Origin of the sequence: Rahnella sp. CG8 (genome assembly GCF_023701875.1) — a bacterium.
Classification (GTDB): domain Bacteria; phylum Pseudomonadota; class Gammaproteobacteria; order Enterobacterales; family Enterobacteriaceae; genus Rahnella; species Rahnella aceris.
Window position 1 is genome coordinate 72,069 of the sequence record NZ_JABAED010000011.1, and the last position, 17,129, is coordinate 89,197.

At 50.6% G+C, this 17,129-nt stretch carries 19 protein-coding genes; 7 read left to right on the forward strand and 12 right to left on the reverse strand.

Annotation, left to right across the window (positions count from 1 at the left end; all coding sequences use genetic code 11):
• Window positions 1-57: 57 nt before the first annotated feature.
• Window positions 58-753 (forward strand): GntR family transcriptional regulator, encoded by a 696-nt coding sequence (locus HGO41_RS12385; protein ID WP_037034019.1) that lies wholly within the window; start codon window positions 58-60, stop codon window positions 751-753.
• Between the two features lie 50 nt (window positions 754-803).
• Here HGO41_RS12385 and fetB read toward each other — a convergent pair whose 3' ends face one another.
• From fetB to manA, 4 genes are all read right to left on the reverse strand, one after another.
• Window positions 804-1,577 carry an iron efflux ABC transporter permease subunit FetB gene (fetB, locus tag HGO41_RS12390; RefSeq protein WP_250981072.1) on the reverse strand — a complete coding sequence of 258 codons (774 nt, stop codon included), beginning with the start codon at window positions 1,575-1,577 and terminating at the stop codon, window positions 804-806.
• The gene (gene fetA / locus HGO41_RS12395; protein WP_166860321.1) at window positions 1,564-2,235 is read right to left on the reverse strand and encodes an iron efflux ABC transporter ATP-binding subunit FetA; all 672 of its coding nucleotides are present in this window, start codon (window positions 2,233-2,235) and stop codon (window positions 1,564-1,566) included. Before fetA ends, fetB begins: the two co-directional genes overlap by 14 nt.
• 149 nt (window positions 2,236-2,384) lie before the next feature.
• The gene (locus HGO41_RS12400) at window positions 2,385-3,926 is read right to left on the reverse strand and encodes a YdgA family protein (protein ID WP_037034018.1); all 1,542 of its coding nucleotides are present in this window, start codon (window positions 3,924-3,926) and stop codon (window positions 2,385-2,387) included.
• 134 nt (window positions 3,927-4,060) lie between these two features.
• On the reverse strand, window positions 4,061-5,242 hold the full coding sequence (gene manA, locus HGO41_RS12405; protein ID WP_250981073.1) for a mannose-6-phosphate isomerase: 1,182 nt from the start codon (window positions 5,240-5,242) through the stop codon (window positions 4,061-4,063).
• 246 nt (window positions 5,243-5,488) lie between these two features.
• On the opposite strand from manA, the gene fumC reads away from it, so the two are divergent.
• Entirely contained in the window at window positions 5,489-6,886 is a 1,398-nt protein-coding gene (gene fumC / locus HGO41_RS12410; RefSeq protein WP_250981074.1) for a class II fumarate hydratase, read from the forward strand.
• 64 nt (window positions 6,887-6,950) lie between these two features.
• Here the strand turns inward: fumC and tus are convergent, their stop codons facing one another.
• The gene (tus, locus tag HGO41_RS12415) at window positions 6,951-7,886 is read right to left on the reverse strand and encodes a DNA replication terminus site-binding protein (protein WP_112152259.1); all 936 of its coding nucleotides are present in this window, start codon (window positions 7,884-7,886) and stop codon (window positions 6,951-6,953) included.
• Window positions 7,887-8,049: 163 nt separating this feature from the next.
• The gene (locus HGO41_RS12420) at window positions 8,050-8,598 is read right to left on the reverse strand and encodes a hypothetical protein (protein ID WP_112152258.1); all 549 of its coding nucleotides are present in this window, start codon (window positions 8,596-8,598) and stop codon (window positions 8,050-8,052) included.
• A gap of 299 nt (window positions 8,599-8,897) precedes the next feature.
• Here HGO41_RS12420 and HGO41_RS12425 point away from each other — a divergent pair, with 299 nt between their 5' ends.
• Window positions 8,898-9,464, forward strand: coding sequence for a DNA-3-methyladenine glycosylase I (locus HGO41_RS12425; protein ID WP_250981075.1), 567 nt, complete (start codon window positions 8,898-8,900; stop codon window positions 9,462-9,464).
• 16 nt (window positions 9,465-9,480) lie between these two features.
• Here HGO41_RS12425 and HGO41_RS12430 read toward each other — a convergent pair whose 3' ends face one another.
• Complete coding sequence (locus HGO41_RS12430) at window positions 9,481-10,443, reverse strand: GlxA family transcriptional regulator (protein WP_121019340.1); 963 nt, start codon at window positions 10,441-10,443, stop codon at window positions 9,481-9,483.
• Between the two features lie 116 nt (window positions 10,444-10,559).
• On the opposite strand from HGO41_RS12430, the gene HGO41_RS12435 reads away from it, so the two are divergent.
• Complete coding sequence (locus tag HGO41_RS12435) at window positions 10,560-11,201, forward strand: HD domain-containing protein (RefSeq protein WP_112152256.1); 642 nt, start codon at window positions 10,560-10,562, stop codon at window positions 11,199-11,201.
• A 49-nt stretch (window positions 11,202-11,250) separates the two neighbouring features.
• Here HGO41_RS12435 and yqfB read toward each other — a convergent pair whose 3' ends face one another.
• From yqfB to HGO41_RS12455, 4 genes are all read right to left on the reverse strand, one after another.
• Window positions 11,251-11,556 carry a N(4)-acetylcytidine aminohydrolase gene (yqfB, locus tag HGO41_RS12440; protein ID WP_013575510.1) on the reverse strand — a complete coding sequence of 102 codons (306 nt, stop codon included), beginning with the start codon at window positions 11,554-11,556 and terminating at the stop codon, window positions 11,251-11,253.
• Between the two features lie 69 nt (window positions 11,557-11,625).
• A complete protein-coding gene (locus HGO41_RS12445) occupies window positions 11,626-12,363 on the reverse strand; it encodes a metallophosphoesterase (RefSeq protein WP_217192437.1) in 738 nt (245 codons plus the stop codon).
• 134 nt (window positions 12,364-12,497) lie between these two features.
• On the reverse strand, window positions 12,498-12,860 hold the full coding sequence (locus tag HGO41_RS12450) for a cupin domain-containing protein (RefSeq protein ID WP_112198082.1): 363 nt from the start codon (window positions 12,858-12,860) through the stop codon (window positions 12,498-12,500).
• A 123-nt stretch (window positions 12,861-12,983) separates the two neighbouring features.
• The gene (locus HGO41_RS12455) at window positions 12,984-13,589 is read right to left on the reverse strand and encodes a transglycosylase SLT domain-containing protein (protein ID WP_013575507.1); all 606 of its coding nucleotides are present in this window, start codon (window positions 13,587-13,589) and stop codon (window positions 12,984-12,986) included.
• Window positions 13,590-13,807: 218 nt separating this feature from the next.
• On the opposite strand from HGO41_RS12455, the gene HGO41_RS12460 reads away from it, so the two are divergent.
• Window positions 13,808-14,797: a GlxA family transcriptional regulator gene (locus HGO41_RS12460; RefSeq protein ID WP_200225357.1), complete on the forward strand. Its 990-nt coding sequence runs from the start codon at window positions 13,808-13,810 to the stop codon at window positions 14,795-14,797.
• 78 nt (window positions 14,798-14,875) lie between these two features.
• A complete protein-coding gene (gene gap, locus HGO41_RS12465; RefSeq protein ID WP_013575505.1) occupies window positions 14,876-15,886 on the forward strand; it encodes a type I glyceraldehyde-3-phosphate dehydrogenase in 1,011 nt (336 codons plus the stop codon).
• Window positions 15,887-16,024: 138 nt separating this feature from the next.
• On the opposite strand, the gene HGO41_RS12470 is transcribed toward gap, so the two are convergent.
• Window positions 16,025-16,438: a VOC family protein gene (locus HGO41_RS12470; RefSeq protein WP_013575504.1), complete on the reverse strand. Its 414-nt coding sequence runs from the start codon at window positions 16,436-16,438 to the stop codon at window positions 16,025-16,027.
• A 201-nt stretch (window positions 16,439-16,639) separates the two neighbouring features.
• On the opposite strand from HGO41_RS12470, the gene HGO41_RS12475 reads away from it, so the two are divergent.
• Window positions 16,640-17,098 carry a MarR family winged helix-turn-helix transcriptional regulator gene (locus HGO41_RS12475; RefSeq protein WP_112152251.1) on the forward strand — a complete coding sequence of 153 codons (459 nt, stop codon included), beginning with the start codon at window positions 16,640-16,642 and terminating at the stop codon, window positions 17,096-17,098.
• Window positions 17,099-17,129 lie beyond the last annotated feature (31 nt).

Sequence of the window (17,129 nt, forward strand, 5' to 3'; positions counted from 1 at the left end):
CGAGCAGATGGTGATAGGTTGCACGGAAACTGCCAGAGAGAGGCCACTTAGCAATCCATGAGTAATCAAACTACAACCGCCAAGCAGCTGGAAGTTCAGCGCATTGTCGATGTTCTGTCTAAAGCCATCGCGCAGCAACGCCTGCGTCCGGGCACCCGGCTGGTGGAATCACAGCTTGTTGACGCGCTGGGTGCTAACCGTAACCACGTTCAGGTGGCGTTACAGCGTCTGGCAATGCAGCGAATTGTGACCATCGAACCTAACCGTGGCGCAATGGTGGCGCAGCCCACCGCCAAAGAAGCGCGTGAAGTGTTTATCGCCCGTCGTGCTATCGAACGGGCGATCGTTGAATGCATCGGGCCGGACGTGATCCGGCGTCACCGTCACCGTATTAGTACCCATCTGCGCGGAGAGCGTGAAGCTGTGCAATCTGAAGACCGGCGCGCCATTGTGCGTGAGCTGAGTGAATTTCATCTCATTCTCGGGGAAATTTCGGGCAATGATGTACTGAGTGAAATTCTGTCGAATCTGATGGTGCGCAGTTCCCTGATTGTGTCGTTGTACCAGCGTAACGAAGTGCCGTCGTGCCAGTGTGATGAACATCAGGCGATTATCGATGCACTTGAAGCGGGGGATAATACGCAGGCCGCTGAAATTATGCAGGAACATCTGGACGATCTGGAAGGGGTGTTGGATCTTGATGACGAGGCCGCCGGAGAGGTGAATCTGCGTCAGGCGTTGTCTGATTTATAAAGCCTGAAAAATCCTGCCCGCCGGTTTTCGACCCGCGGGCAGAATACGTATTACGATGATTTCAAATCGCGCAGCTGCGCACGGTCATTGTAGAAACGTTTGTAAGCGAGATAACCGGCAATAATCGTCGATAAGCTCGCGGTCGCCAGCAGCATAAAGGTCACCATAATCTGATATTTGATGGCTTTCACCGGATCAATACCCGCAAAAATCAGCCCGGACATCATGCCCGGCAGGCTGACAATCCCGACGGTTTTCGCTGCATCTACGGTCGGGATCATGGCGGCACGAATGCTGTCACGGATAATCCGGTCGGAAGCCATTTTTACCGGCGCGCCGAGGCTCAGCATCTCGAGGATCTTTTGCTGATTATCGAGAAAACGCTGGTTAAGGTTGCTGTAACACAGGCCTACTGCCACCATCGCATTCCCGGCAATCATCCCCGAAATCGGAATCACCTGCATGGGCAGAAATTCGATCGAACCGCTGAGGATTAGAATCATTAATGTCAGCGAGGTACCCACCGTGATGGCGATAAAAGAAATGATAAATCCGTCATCGATATTACGGCTGCGCTTTTTGGCATTCAGCGCCGCATTCACGCAGATAAACAGCACCATCAGCACGGTTAACAGGCTGTTATTGATATCAAAAATGTATTTGAGAACGTAGCCGACAATCACCAGTTGTACGATAGAGCGGGCAACGCTCCAGATGATGTCTTTTTCCAGTCCGAGCTTTTCTTTCTTGCTGACGAGCAGGGCGACGACGACCAGGATCAGCGCGAGAGCCAGAGACTGGTTGGTAATATTATGCTGATTCATGCGACGCGCTTCCTGATGAATGACGGGTCAGGGTAATGACGTTTTTGGCGTGGCGGATTTCGTTCAGGTCATGGCTCACCCATAACACCGCGATCTGCTCTTTCTCAACCAGCCCGGCAATGATGTCGTTGATGTTGATTTTATTCTCTTCATCCAGTGCGCTGGTGATTTCATCAAGTAATAAAATATCCGGCATAAATTGCAGATTGCGCAGCAATGCGATGCGCTGTTTTTCCCCGCCGGAAAGCTCCTGCGTACGTTTGGTCAGCATGTCTTCGGATAAATTTACCTGTTTCAGCCAGTCACGAAGCTGCCCGTCATCAGGTTTTTTATTGCGGATCTGATAAGGCAGGGCGAGGTTATCGTAAACCGTTTCGCCAAATAACGACGGTGTCTGGAAGCAATACGATACGCGCTGGCGGTACGCTTCAGGTTTGATCTGCGTAATATTTTCGCCTTTGAAATAAAGATTTCCACCGGTCGGATTTTGCAATGACGCAATAATCTTCAGCAACGTACTTTTCCCGCTCCCTGAAGGGCCGGTCAGTAAGGTAAATTCCCCCGGATTCAGGGCGAGGGAAACAGGTTCCAGCAGCGGGATATGGTTGAGTGTAAAAGAAACGTCTTGCAGACGAAGGAGGTCAGTGGGAGTGGTCACGCCTGAGAATCCTTTGGTAGCGGAGGTTTTACGCCTTCCCCACTCATGAGGGGAAGGTTGGGATGGGGTGTGGGTTAACGCTGGCAGAAAGTTCGGTTGTAAAACCGTCTTCCAACCTCCCCCCTGGCTGGGGGGAGATGTAAAGAAGATTACTGAGCCGGGACGGGGGCAGGTGCCGGAGCCACTGGCGTTTCCTGATCAGGGGTTGCTGCCGGCGCTGCCGGCCCACCCAGAATACCGAAAAGACCGGCGAATTCCTGCAATGTCATTTTCTGGCCATTCAGGTCAACCTGATTGTCAGCGTAATGGAAGCTGCTGGTAATAGTATCGTCTTTCACGGTGGTCAGTTTAAACATCTGACCCATCGCTGCCAGACCCTGAACCTGCTGCTGTGCCAGTTTAGCGGCGTCGTCTGCGCTGTAACCTTCCAGCTGAGCCACCTGCGTGGTGACCTGAGTGGCCATCGGCAGAGGAATAGTCAGTTTGGCATCAACCTTATTTACCAACTGAGACAGCATTTGATCCTGAGTCTGTGCCGGCGTTGCGGCCGGATCTTTGAGATCCAGTTGCAGGGTGAAGTTACTTTCGCCTTTGCTATTTTTCCAGCTCAGCGGTGCAATGCTGATGCCCGGATTGCCTTTGAGCAGCAGTGGCAGGTTAGCCAGCAGTAAATCGGTAGCCTGTTGCTGATAAACAGCCGGATCAATCTGACCCTGTTGCAGCAGAAGTGCGCGGGATTGCTGGTTATAGTTGTCTGCGAACTGTTTCATCGCCGCACCATCGAGTTTATCCAGCTTCAGTGTCAGTTTGGCTGAACCGAAATCTGCACCCTGAATTTTCAGTGCGTCGAGGGTGTAATCCTGCTGACCGGCGATGTTATTGCCATTTTCAGAGAATTTGCTCACCAGTTTGAAGTTATCCAGCGAAGCGGCATCTTTGCCGTCAACGTTCACCAGGATTTGCTTCACAGTCAGGTTTTGATCACCCACGCCGACCTGAAACTTACCTTGTTTGGTGTCGCTGTCCATGCTGAAACCGGCCAGGGTCACTTTTTCAAGCTGACCCCACTGATTTTTAGAGGTCAGAGCGATGCTGTCGGTGCTGGCGTCCAGCTTCATGGCCGTCAGATCTTTGTCGACATCGACATTGATTTTACCGCCAGAGAAGGCCAGCTGGCTTTCATCTTTCTGATACGTCACAGGAATGATGTCAGCCGCCGAGGAACTTGCGCCGCTGTAGGAAACGCGGGTGTCAATCGTGACCAGAGATTTGCCTTTGGTGACATCAAACAGACCTTTCACCGTTGGCGTGTTTTGCAGCTCTGAATGAACAGAAGCCATGCTTGGGATCAGATTGAATTTTTTCAGCTGAGCGGCAGGGAAAGGGCCGTGATCGATAGTTTCGATAAAGGCAATTTCGTCACCCGTTTTCAGTACGCTGGTGCCCGCCGTTGCAGCAGCAGGCTCCGGTTGCAGAACAATGCGCATTTTGCTGCTGAACAGCCCGCGCTGGTAATCCTGATAGCTGACTTTCAGCCCGGCTTTCGGATAAGCACTTTGCAACTGGCTGTTAGCCGCCGCAACCTGTTCATCCATATGTTGTTCGATCAGCTTGCCCGTATACCACGAGACGCCTGTCCAGGCCGCGCCAAGGACTACAATGACGCTTACAGCGACTAACGACTTCTTCATATCTCTGTTTATCCTTATGAAATGTCCCGAAAATAAAAAACGCCTTCCGGCGTTATTAGTCTACAGAGTGTAGCTGAATCAGCAAAAAAATCACCAAAATGGGGCGTTTAGCCCCATTTTGTTTAATCAACTGTTCATTTCGCGAGTGTATTGAACACGCGTGCTATGCGGCCGTTGCCGCTGGCAGTCACCGGTGACTCAGTGGCTGACAGGAAACACGACTCACCCGGATTGAGAACCAGGGTTTGATTGTTCTTCACCAGAACGCTCTGACCCTCAATACAGAAGACAATCGCCGCGCTGTCCTGCTCCAGCGTTTGCGGTTCAGCAGAGAGGCTGTGAATTGAAAAAGCAAAATCTTCGACCGGGATCGGGAAGTTGAGTTCCGCACCTTTGACAACCGGCGTGGTCAGCAATTCAGAAGCGGGTCTGGCGTTGAATTTCAAATTCGCCAGCAGCTCAGGAATATCAATGTATTTCGGCGTCAGACCTGCGCGCAGCACGTTATCGGAGTTCGCCATCACTTCCAGCGAGACGCCTTTCAGGTAGGCATGCGGCGTTTCGGCATACAGGAACATGCCTTCGCCGGGTTGCAGGGTGATTACGTTGAGCAGCAGCGGGGAGAACAGGCCGCTGTCATCAGGATAAAATTCAGAAATACTGCGGATGGTGTCCCACGGCTCACCCTGTTGTTCATCCAGAACGGATTTCAGCACGTCCAGCGCCCGGGATTTATCTTCACCTTCCAGACTCAGCAGGCCCGCAAACAGCGTGCGCAGGTGATCAACATCCGGATACGTCAGGAAGCTGGCAATTAACGGATGCGCACCGGCCACGGGTTGCAGCAATGAAACACTTTCGCGCAATTCGCGGAAACCGTTCATGGCCTGGAAAGGGGTCAGGGCATAAACCAGTTCAGGTTTGTGGTTCGGATCTTTGTAGTTACGCTCGGCGGCATCCAGTGGAATACCGGCAGCATTTTCTTTGGCATAACCGATTTCAGCCGCACTTTTGCTCGGGTGCACCTGAATCGACAGCGGCTGATCGGCGCACAGCACTTTAAACAAGAAAGGTAATTCGCCAAAGCGCTTAGCCACTTTTTCGCCCAGTTGCGCAGACAGTCCGGCACTTATTTGGTCGCGCAGAGAGAGGTTCTCCCCACGGGAGTTCTCAATCTGAGAGCTACATTTCGGATGAGCCCCCATCCACAGTTCAGCCATCGGACGGCCTTCTGCATCTTTAATTCCATAGAGTTTGGTCAGCGCGTCTTTGCTGCCCCAGGCGTAATTTTGTACACCGTTATGCATCTTTTGCATTGCTTCATCCTGAATAGAAAATATTGCCGACTAGTAAACAATGACGAAGGGGGCTTTACAACTGCGAAGGCCCAAAAAGTGCGGCTGGCATGCATTTTCAGATTGGGGATCGAATCCAATTATACGCCCGGCTTATATGTCACTATAATCAACAGGCCGCCAACGGATGCGTGGGAGCGCGTGCGGCAAACAGTAACCTGCAAAAAAACTGATTTATCATCGTAATAAGCATCTAAGGAGACAGTAATGGCATCTACACGCGTTGAGAAAGACTCAATGGGGCCAATTGATGTTCCGGCAGATAAGCTTTGGGGCGCACAGACGCAACGTTCCCTCGAGCATTTTCGTATTTCCTCTGAAAAAATGCCAACGGCGCTGATTCACGCGCTGGCACTGACAAAGCGTGCGGCAGCCAGCGTCAATATGGACCTCGGGTTACTGCCTGCTGAGCGGGCAAACGCCATTATTGCCGCTGCCGATGAAGTGCTTGCCGACAAGCATTCTGCCGAATTCCCGCTGTCCATCTGGCAGACCGGTTCCGGCACCCAGACCAACATGAATATGAATGAAGTGCTGGCTAACCGGGCAAGTGAAATTCTCGGTGGCGTGCGCGGCGAAGAACGTAAAGTTCACCCGAACGATGATGTGAACAAGAGCCAAAGCTCCAATGATGTTTTCCCGACGGCCATGCACGTTGCGGCAGTGATTGAACTGCGCGAAACCCTGATCCCGCAGTTGAAAGTGTTGCACAAAACGCTGTCCGATAAAGCCACGGCATATCGTGACATTGTGAAAATCGGGCGTACGCATTTGCAGGATGCCACACCGCTGACACTGGGACAGGAAATTTCCGGCTGGGTAGCCATGTTGGGACACAGCCTGACGCACATTGAAAACAGCATCCCGCATATTGCCGAACTGGCGCTGGGCGGAACTGCAGTCGGTACCGGGTTGAATACGCACCCGGAATACGCCGTGCGTGTGGCGAAAGCACTGGCAGAACTGACCGGACAACCGTTTGTGACATCCCCGAATAAATTTGAAGCGCTGGCGACCTGTGACGCACTGGTTCATGGCCACGGCGCGCTGAAAGGGCTGGCCGCTTCACTGATGAAAATCGCCAACGACGTGCGCTGGTTATCTTCCGGCCCGCGTTGCGGCATTGGTGAAATCTCGATTCCGGAAAACGAACCGGGTAGCTCGATCATGCCGGGCAAAGTCAATCCGACGCAGTGCGAAGCGATGACTATGTTGTGCGCACAGGTGCTGGGAAATGACGTTGCAGTCAACATCGGCGGTGCATCCGGTAACTTTGAGCTGAACGTGTTCCGTCCGCTGGTCATCCATAACTTCCTGCAATCCGTTCGTTTGCTGGCTGATGGTATAAGCGGCTTTAACGAGCATTGTGCGGTCGGTATTGAACCTAACCGTGACCGTATTACCCAGTTGTTGAATGAATCGCTGATGCTGGTGACTGCGCTGAATACCCATATTGGCTATGACAAGGCGGCGGAAATCGCCAAGAAAGCGCATAAAGAAGGCCTGACCCTGAAAGCGTCGGCGCTGAAACTCGGTTATCTGACCGAAGAACAGTTCGACGAGTGGGTGCGGCCTGAAGCCATGGTCGGTAGCATGCAAGCGTAAACGGCCTGCTATTTACATGTGAAATGAGGTCCGGGCAACCGGACCTTTTCACGTTCTGAGCGGCTTACAGCGGATGGTCCGTATAAAGATGCAGACGTTTGATCAGCAGGCTCAGTGGCTGCGACTGCGGTTTATATTTATGCTTCACGGATGACACATCGTAATCATGCAGTTCCCCTAACTTAGGAAGTTGCATCATGGGCGAACGCAAACATAACGCAATCAGCGGCAGCGGGCAGGGGTGTTGCACCTGTTTCTGGTTGTTGCGATACCACACGCGGGCTATGGGCTGAACTTTCACCGGGCGTTTGAATTTGAGCGCCGCGTGTTCCGGCAAACGCTTCACGTCTATCATCTCGCGGTTAATATTTTCCATCCATTGCTCACGGGTATAAGGCGAGACAGCGCGTCCGGCATGCAGACTCTTTTCCAGTTGTGCCAGAACTTCATCGCGGGTCACGTTCTTAATAATATGTTTGTTCGCCCAACCAAAGCGCACGGAGTCCGGGTCATTGAGATACGTCACCGAACGGTAAGCGTTCAGCGTTATCAGGCCGCGAAGGTGGGTATGTACAAACTCAAAACGCTGTTCACGGGCGAGACCGGACTCGACGGTCACGATATGTTCCAGCTCAGCTTTCAGCTTATTCACTTCTTCAATCAACAGCAGGGCAGACTGATGCTCCGCGGCGTCCACGGCATAACACAACACACCGGGTAAACGGACGGCGGATTTACTGCTGACATTCTCGTTATTATGATGAATAAACAACCGCTGAAAATGCTGTAATGCCAGTTGCTGTGCGGTTTCGCCGGTGTGAGGCATGACAGTGATTTTGTCCGCCGGATTATGCTCTTCGCCTTTCACTACTTCAGGCAAGGTAAATACCCGCGCCTGCAATAATTCCAGTTGCCCCAGGAAATTCCCCAAATCTTGCAATGCCATTTCCAGTTCGTTAAAACAGCCGTTCATCCGGGCAATTAAATCATAATCCGCCATAAACCCTCCGGTTAGTTACAACATACAGTTTAGGGCAAAATGGAAAAATGTACATACCTGAATAATAGGGAAATCATAAACTTCCCCTATAAACAATTTAACCAGACAGAAACTCAATGCTTAGGATATTTCAATGAGCAACCGTCCGGAAAGTTTTAGATAATCACACTAAGGTGGTGGCAATATGTTTTATTCGCTGGGTTGAAATTGGCGCTTCAATTTGAATTTCATCAACGCTGTTAAAGTCGCGAATGAGAGCACTGTGCGCCAGGGCACGAGCCTCACTAACTGGCATGCTCGCCACTAATTCAGCCGGTAAGGAAGCTAACATCGCCTCGATTAATGCATTTTGATCACGTTTGTAGTTTTCAACAAATGAAAAGCTACGCTTTCCTAATATATTGATCTCATAGAGGTATTGGAAATTTTGTTTCCCCATGAAAGTTCTCGTTTTCAGGAAAGCCTTTGCCCCTTTTTTCGTCCTGGAGGCAAAGACAGTGTTATCTCCAAATACCCGAAACTCTGTGTTATCCCGGCTGATTGTTCCAAAAAATCCCTGAGCTTCTATTATTTCTGGCCCGCGCGAATCGTATCTATAAGCACAAGAATTACCTTTGGAAATAAAGGATTGCGGAAAGGTTTGGTTCTTCTCAACTTCTTTACCGTGAGGGGGTGTTGCGGGGCTAAATATACGACCTAAACGACTAAACATGGTTCCATCCTGTTTATAAAGAAGCGTAATATAATTCCTATGCCCAAAAAGGATGATGACGTAAATCAATCTCTGCCACCGAAAAGACCGGGGGATAGAATTTCATTTATGCAAAATCATGACTCATAAATTAGTTACAACATTCGGTGATACCCATAACCAATAAATGTGCACACATAAACATCTGTGAAATCATTAAATTCAGTGTGATACTCGCTCAGCAGGGTGAAGAAGAAGTTTACCCCTTCCATGCACGGGTCAGGTTAGAATAAAGAACTTTCTGCTTTCAGGAGTTCGCGATGACAGATCTGATCCGTTGCCCGTGGGGCACGAGTGACCCGATGATGATTGACTATCATGATGATGAATGGGGCAAGCCGGTACGTGACAGCCGTGCACTGTGGGAAAAGCTGATGCTTGATGGCTTTCAGGCCGGATTATCCTGGCGGATCGTGCTGAAAAAAAGGGATGCCTTGCGCCTGGCCTTCTGCGATTTTATACCCGAGAAAGTCGCAGAATTTACCGAAGAAGACAGCGAAAGGCTGGTGAATAACGCCGATATTATCCGCTCCCGCAGCAAAATCACGGCGGTTGTCAGCAACGCCCGGGCCTATCTGTCCATGCAGCAAGCGGGGGAAGATTTTGGTGAGTGGATTTGGGCGCAAATCGGCGGGAAGGCGATTCAGCATACCGGGCCGGTTCCGACTAAAGATGCGCTGTCTGATCAGATTTCAAAAGATCTCAAAAAGCGTGGATTCAAGTTTGTCGGCCCGACAATAGTCTATGCCTGGCTGGAAGCTACCGGCCTGATTAATACCCATCATCCGGATTGTTTCCGGCGTGCTCAGGTAGCAAAAGAAGCCTGATTTCTCGAAGGTTTTTTCAACGGGAATACTGCTTTTGATATTGTGACGGTGTCACGGATAATTGCCTGACGAACGCACGTCGCAAGATATCAACGCTGGAAAATCCGCACTGTGCCGCAACCTGCTTCACCGCCATTTCCCCCGTTTCCAGCAGTTGCCGCGCGTGAAATATCCGTTGCTGTTCCAGCCATTCTGCCGGTGATTGCCGCAGCGCCTGATTAAACAAACGCGTCAGATGGCGGACACTGATCCCCATATGAACAGCCAGGCTTTGCACATTATGCGGTTGGTCGAGCGAATTCATCACCCACCGCTGTACGTCCTGTAATGCTGACCGGCCACTCAGCGACGCCTGACCATGGCGGCTGAACTGCAACTGCCCGCCGGGACGTTTGAAGAACATCACCAGTTGCGAAGCGACATCCAGCGCGGTTTCCCGTCCAAGATCTTCTTCCACCATATTCAGGGCTAAATCCAGCCCGGAGGTGACACCTGCTGCTGTTCTCAGCTCACCCTCGGCAATAAAAATAGCGTCAGCTTCGACATTCACCCGCGGATACTCTTCGCTTAGCTTTGCGGCGACGGACCAGTGTGTGGTCACGCGCCGGTCGTCAAGCAACCCGGCGGCGGCAAGTAATAACGCACCGCTGCACACGGAACCAAAACGCTTCGCATGGTGGCTCCAGGTACGGATCCCGTCTTTTAATTTTTCATCCCGCAGGAATGTCTCAAGCACAGGTGCGCCTGCGACCAGAAAAGTATCGACGGCAGCGGGAAGTGGGGTTGCAAGAGTGAGATCTGCAAACAGACGCGCGCCGGAAGAGGTGCGTACAACGGGATCGTCGCCAATCGCCATCACGCTCAGGGTATAAACGTCGCGGCCGCGTTGCCGGTTGGCTTCAGCGAAAACATCCAGCGGACCGGAGACATCGAGAAGTTGCACGCCCGGCACGGCGAGAATAATGATGTGTTTTGGCATTTGAATATTTCCTGTCGCAAATGAACAATTATGTCTCATAACGTCATATTACGATGATTGATGACATTTATCTTGCCGCTTATGCTGACTCTATTCAACCCAACAGGACAAATACTATGACTCTGAACATTAAGGGTATCCGCATTCCCGACAGCAAAATGGCCCGTGAAGCAACAGAACGGGTCCGTGATATGGAATCCGATTTACTGTTTCATCATTCCACCCGTGTATATTACTGGGCCGCGCTGGCCGGGCAACAACGTCAGCTAAAGGTTGATCATGAGCTGCTTTATATTGGCTGTATGTTCCACGATGTGGGGCTGACACACGAAAATTGCAGTTGCGATAAACGCTTTGAAGTTGACGGCGCCAATGCCGCACGCGAGTTTATGCAACAGCACGGCATCAGCACGCAGGACATCGATAAGGTCTGGACCGCCATTGCGCTGCATACCACGCCGGGCATCCCTGAATTTATGGATCCGGTGATCGCACTGGTGACTTCAGGTGTGGAAATGGACGTACTCGGCATCAATTATCAGGGCTACGATGACAGCGTACGCAATGCGGTTGTCGAAGCGCATCCGCGGACACCGGCGTTCAAGGAAGATATTATTCAGGCATTTTATGACGGAATTAAACACAAGCCGCAGACCACATTCGGCAATGTCAAAGCCGACGTCATTGCTGATAAAGAACCCGATTTTATCAAAGGAAATTTCTGTTCAGTGATCCGCAATTCCCGCTGGAATGGCTGATGAGAAGAAAAGGGCGCGTGGAGAAGGGATCCCGGCGCGCCACACGCAATTAAAGAAGACGAAATTCAATCATAAACAGTGATTTCAGCCCCGGATAAATCTCGCTGATGACCTGTTTAAGTTCTTCCAGTGTCATGTTTTCCTGCACCGCGTGCTGATCGTTGAGATCGTCGAACTGTACACCAGTGACAGCGATAATTTCAATGTTGCAGAAAAACACGTCATCTTCATAACGGCTGACGCGAACCTGATCGCCTGCTGTAAAATCCGCATCGCTGGCTTCACGCAGGGTGATCGTTTTACGGCCAGCAAGAATGTCAGCCTCAAAACGACTGTAAAAAGTGATATTTTTCATGAGGTTTCCTGCGTTAAATAGAGAGAACGTCCGGTTGATGGTATAGCGTGCGCATATATCAGGCAGATATTAAAGAAGGACAGGGTGGCTAACCATCTCACCGTCATTGTATCTGTGAATCATAAATGACAAGAAGTTGTTCACGGGAGGAACAATTGCCGTGCCAAACCACAAAGGATTTTCCGGGCAGATGGAGCCGCAAATATAAGCCGGTATTCCGGCCAGTTGCCCGGCCATTGACCGGTGAACATGACCTGCTGAGATAGCGATAGGTTTTCGCGGATGCTCACTTAAAAACTCAGCCAGTTTTACCACATCGCGACACATTATCTGATCTAAAGGCGGAATGCCGCTGCGGATAACCGGATGATGCATGAAAAGAATGGAATTCGCGGGACCGTCGCTGATCAGATTATCGGCCAGCCACGGCAGATGTTCGCCAATGGCTCCTGCGGGATTTCCCTGGATGGTGGTATCAAGGCCGATAAGGCGGAGTTCACCGATGTCCGCGACAAAATGCAGCGCGTCATTTTCGCCGGAATTGCACCAGTAATGGCAATGCAAAATTGATTTCATTGCTGCACGGTCGTCTGAATTACCGGGCAATATGAATGACGGGTAAGATCTTTTATTCAGCTGAGCGGCGATAGCGGCATAACCATCACGCCAGTTGTCGTCAATCAAATCACCGGTCAGCACAAGGGCGTCAGGCGTAATGAGATCAATCCACGTCAGTGCGCGTTCAAAGCGTGCGAGGTTATCATTATTTTCTGCGGCATGAATGTCAGACACCTGAGCGATAATCACCAAAACCTCCGGGAGGATTTCCCGTTATCAGAATAAGAACAATGTAGAGGATATAGAACGGATAATCAAAGTGCGCATAATGTATATTATGTTAAATACAATATCAACTTACGCACCAGGCGCCATCATTTTCCTCATTCTGCCTCACCTGCTTCGTTCAACGTTTTTTCACCGTAATGAATGGCCAGCCAGATGGTCGTTCCATTCTGTTCAGTCCATTCGACGCGGTGTCTGCACAGCGACGGGATATTCACAAAGTCGCCTGCTTTCAGAATGCGCACCTCGGTTTCAGTATCAAACCTCAAACCAGCCGAACCTTGCAAGATCAGTATCCATTCGTCATGCGTCTGGCAATACCAGAATCCCGTCGGGCTGGCTTGTCCTGTGGAAATAATCCGCTCAATACGAATACCGGGTCGTGTCAGCAACTCTTCAAAGGTCTCGCCTTCACCATTGCGTGCAGCTTCAGGAATATCTGTGAATATGTTATCTGGCATTCACCACCTCCGTCCGGACTTTCAGGGTTTCAAATTGATCGCGCTACGTGAATTCTGAGAATTGAACAGCATAGTTGTACTGCAGATTTCACGTAGCACGTCCATTTTTCAGTGCTCTAAACACTATAAACCGGCATAGGCTTTTTCGACTTTGGCCATATATCTGGGTGCCTGCGGCGCCGGATGATACTGACGAACATGCCAGTTAAAGGCTTCCGGCGTCAGTTGATTAATCATCTGGATTGCCGTCTGCCGGTTACTGGAAAACGTTCTAAGTAACGCTCCCGCACCGTTGGCATACGCGACTTCTGTGGCATAACGGCGCGTCAGCGGATCGTTAATCCAGTTAAGTTGCTGACGTTGCAATGCACTGATGTATGCCGTTCCCAGATCAATGTTGGTTTCCGGATCCAGCAAATCATCGTCGTCCGGGCAACCGCGTTTACCTTTATAACGATACGCGTCGCAACCGCTGGTCGATGCTTTCAGCTGCATCAGACCAATAGCATTAGATGGACTGACTGCTTTGGGATTAAATCCGGATTCGACCTGAATGATTGCCTTCACCAGTTTACGGTCAACTTTGTATTCATCGGCAGCATCTTCAATCTCATCATCAAAGGCATGCGTGTCGTATTTCTTATAATGAGGTTTGCCCGAGCAGCCAGCCAAAATCATCAGCATAACCAACATGCTGAATTGTGAAGTTTTTTTGAATAATGAAATCATAATCTTCCAGGATCTAAATGAACGTTTCTCCGGCTGATAAGATACCGTTATCGTCACTCAGGGTCATGTATTTATGAGGGATTTTCTGACATTCAACGGTATCAAAAGTGCGAAATCCGGTCCCTGCGCCCTGCTTTCACGTTAATTTACTGGCTGAGTGATTCAATAACAGCATTCGCAGATTTGACTTATTTAATACACATTGTATTTTTAATGCCATGAACACATTCCTGATTATCGTCCCCGACGGGGGCATGTTATTCGAAGCAGCAGGCATTGCTGATATCCTCATGCAGGCGAATCGTCTGTTGCCTCTCCACGCCACGTCTGATTCCAAAATTGCGCCTTATCAGGTGACTGTGGCCACCACGCAACCGCACCGTGTGATTCACGGTGTCTCAGGGCTTAACCTTCTCGCAGATCACCGGTTATGCGATCTTGACCCCACATTGACCCGCGACACTATCTTAGTCACCGGTAAAGGCTTATCTGAAGAAGAAGGCTCAAACGTTGTTTGCTGGTTACAACAGGCTGCGCCGCATGCCCGCCGCGTGGTATCTGTTTGTGGCGGCGCGGTGTTGCTCGCCCAGGCGGGATTACTCAACGGCCGACACGCCACCACACACTGGCGTCTGATCGACACCCTGCAGGCACAATACCCGCAGGTGACCGTTGAACGCGGCCCGATGTATGTTCAGGACGGTCCGGTCTGGACGTCAGGTGGCGTCAGCTCCGGCTTTGACCTCACTCTTGCATTGGTCGAAGAAGATCATGGTTTCAGCATCGCTAAAAATGTTGCTCAGGATTTAGTAATGTTTCTCCGGCGTCCGGGTGGACAGTCGCAATTTAGCCGCTATCTTTTGAATCAGGCCAGCAATGGCTCTATCCGCGAACTTCAGGCCTGGTTACCTGAGAATCTCAACAGCGATTTATCTGTCGAAAACCTTGCTGAACGTGTCGCGATGAGTCCGCGAAACTTCACGCGCGTTTTCACACGCGAAACCGGCATAACCCCGGCAAAATATGTTGAGGAAGTCAGGCTGAGTGCCGCGCGACAGCTTCTGGAACAAACAACACAAAACATAGATCGTATCGCCCTCACGACCGGCTTCGGCGGCGGGCTGAACCTGCGCCGCGTTTTTGAACGAAATTTACAACTGACACCGACAGAATACAGAGAACGCTTTTGCTCCAGATATTTGGCGTAAATTGATCTTTTATTGTCATTTACGCCAATCCTCCTGCGTACTAGATTAACTGTAAAGCAGATAACTAAGGAGTTCATCATGGTCAAAGTAGGTATCAATGGTTTTGGCAGGATTGGACGGAATGTGTTGCGCGCCGCACTCGGGCGGGATGACTTCCAGGTGGTGGCAATTAATGATCTAACGGACAGTAAGACTCTCGCTCATCTTCTGAAATATGACTCACTCTCAGGCACGTTAAAAGCTGACGTCGAAGCGGGTGAAGGCGAATTACGGGTTGATGGAAAACCGGTACGCGTTTTCTCAGAAAGGGATCCCGCTGCAATTCCGTGGAGCTCTGTGGGCGTTGATATCGTTATTGAAGCTACCGGCTTCTTTACTGAAAAAGCTAAAGCGGAAGTTCACATCACCCGGGGCGGAGCAAAACGCGTCATTATTTCCGCACCGGCCAAAAATGATGACATCACTATTGTGATGGGCGTTAATGACAGCGATTACGACCCGGCAAAACACAAAGTGGTCAGCAACGGCAGTTGTACCACCAACGGTCTGGCCCCTGCCGCTCAGGTTTTGCATCAGACCTTCGGCATTGAACACGGCCTGATGAACACCACTCACGCCTACACCAACAGCCAGGCGTTGCATGATCAACCTGAAAAAGATTTACGGGGTGCGCGTGCGGCCGCGGTTTCCATTGTTCCGTATTCCAGCGGCGCAGCGAAAGCGATCGGGAAAGTTATCCCGGAACTGGACGGACGCATGACCGGTTATTCACTACGAGTTCCGGTGCCGGTGGTTTCCATCGTCGATTTAACCGTTAACCTTAAACGCGAAGCGACTGTTGAAGAAATTAACGCCGCGTTTCGTAAGGCGGCTGAATCCGGTCCGCTTAAAGGCATTCTGGGTTACAGCGAGGAGCCGCTGGTGTCGAGCGATTATCGCGGTGATCCGCGTTCATCCATTATTGACGGGCTTTCAACATTGGTGATTGGCGGCAAGCTGGTGAAAATTCTCGCCTGGTATGATAACGAATGGGGCTTTTCAAACCGCCTGGTCGATCTGGCCCTGTTAATGGAAAAGCGCGGTTTATAACCTCCTCTTTTCCTGCCAGAATAATGACAGACACCGCTTTATGCGGTGTCTTTTTATATGTCAAAGACGATCACCATTTTTAATAAAACACACTGTATGTTGTAACTAATTAATTATTTCTTGCTCCAGGAATGAACGTCATTTCTCCTGCGGCCCGATGGTCATAAACGGGTTATAGGCGATTTCCCACAGATGTCCGTCCGGATCGGCGAAATAACCCGAATATCCCCCCCAGAACACTTTCTGTCCCGGTTTAATCAATTTACCTCCCGCACTGACTGCCTGAGCCAGAATGGCATCCACTTTAGCTTCACTGGCCACCGTTTGCGCCAGCGCCATACCGCGAAAACCATTCCCTGCCGGGCTGACTTGCGCATCTTTGGCCAGTTCGTCCCACGGAAACAGAGAAAGCCAGGCACCTGCCAGTTCAAAAAAACTGACACCTTCAGAATCGATAACCACTTTTGGAAAGCCCAGTCCGTGCTGATAAAATTCGGTAGAAGCGGCCAGGTCTTTAACACCCAGCGTGATCATGTTGATGACAGGTTGCATTGTATTTTCTCCGTCAGAGGGATAAAGCAAACAGGTAAAATGGCTTTCCGGACAGCATAAATAGTTTCCGGAAACTTTACTTAGATAACCCTTCCACTTGTCTCAAAATGTTAATGGCAGCCGTCCTTTTCTGATAAATGTTGCTTATCGTGCTAATCTGACGTCTCAGAACCTGCTAATCCCCGACGTTGAGGATCTCCTGTGACCATATTACGCCGCCGCCCGGAAGCCACCTCTCCCGCCGTCCGTTTCCTGCCTGAAACCATTCATATCGGCCGTCAGTTGCGGACTTATTGTGATGCCCGTTTCAAAACCATTGGTCTGACACTGGCTCGCGGGCAAGTGTTATTACATCTTGAAGCCGCCAGCGGACGCCTGCCTCAGGGTGAACTGACCGCGTTGCTGGAAGTGGAACACCCTACCGCCATTCGCCTGTTTGACAGCCTCGCCGAGCTGGGCCTGCTGGAACGCTGCCCCGGAGAAACCGATCGTCGTTCGAAAGATATCAGACTGACAGAAACCGGAACTGAGCTGGCAAACCAGGTACGCATCATGACGGATGACATTCTGATCCGCGTCATGGAAGGTATTCCGCAAAATGATGTGGATATCGCCCGGGGTGTTCTCGCCAGTATTACTGCCAATATCGCCGCGCTTTAATTGGCGATTTTTCTCGTTTTATAGCTTTTCC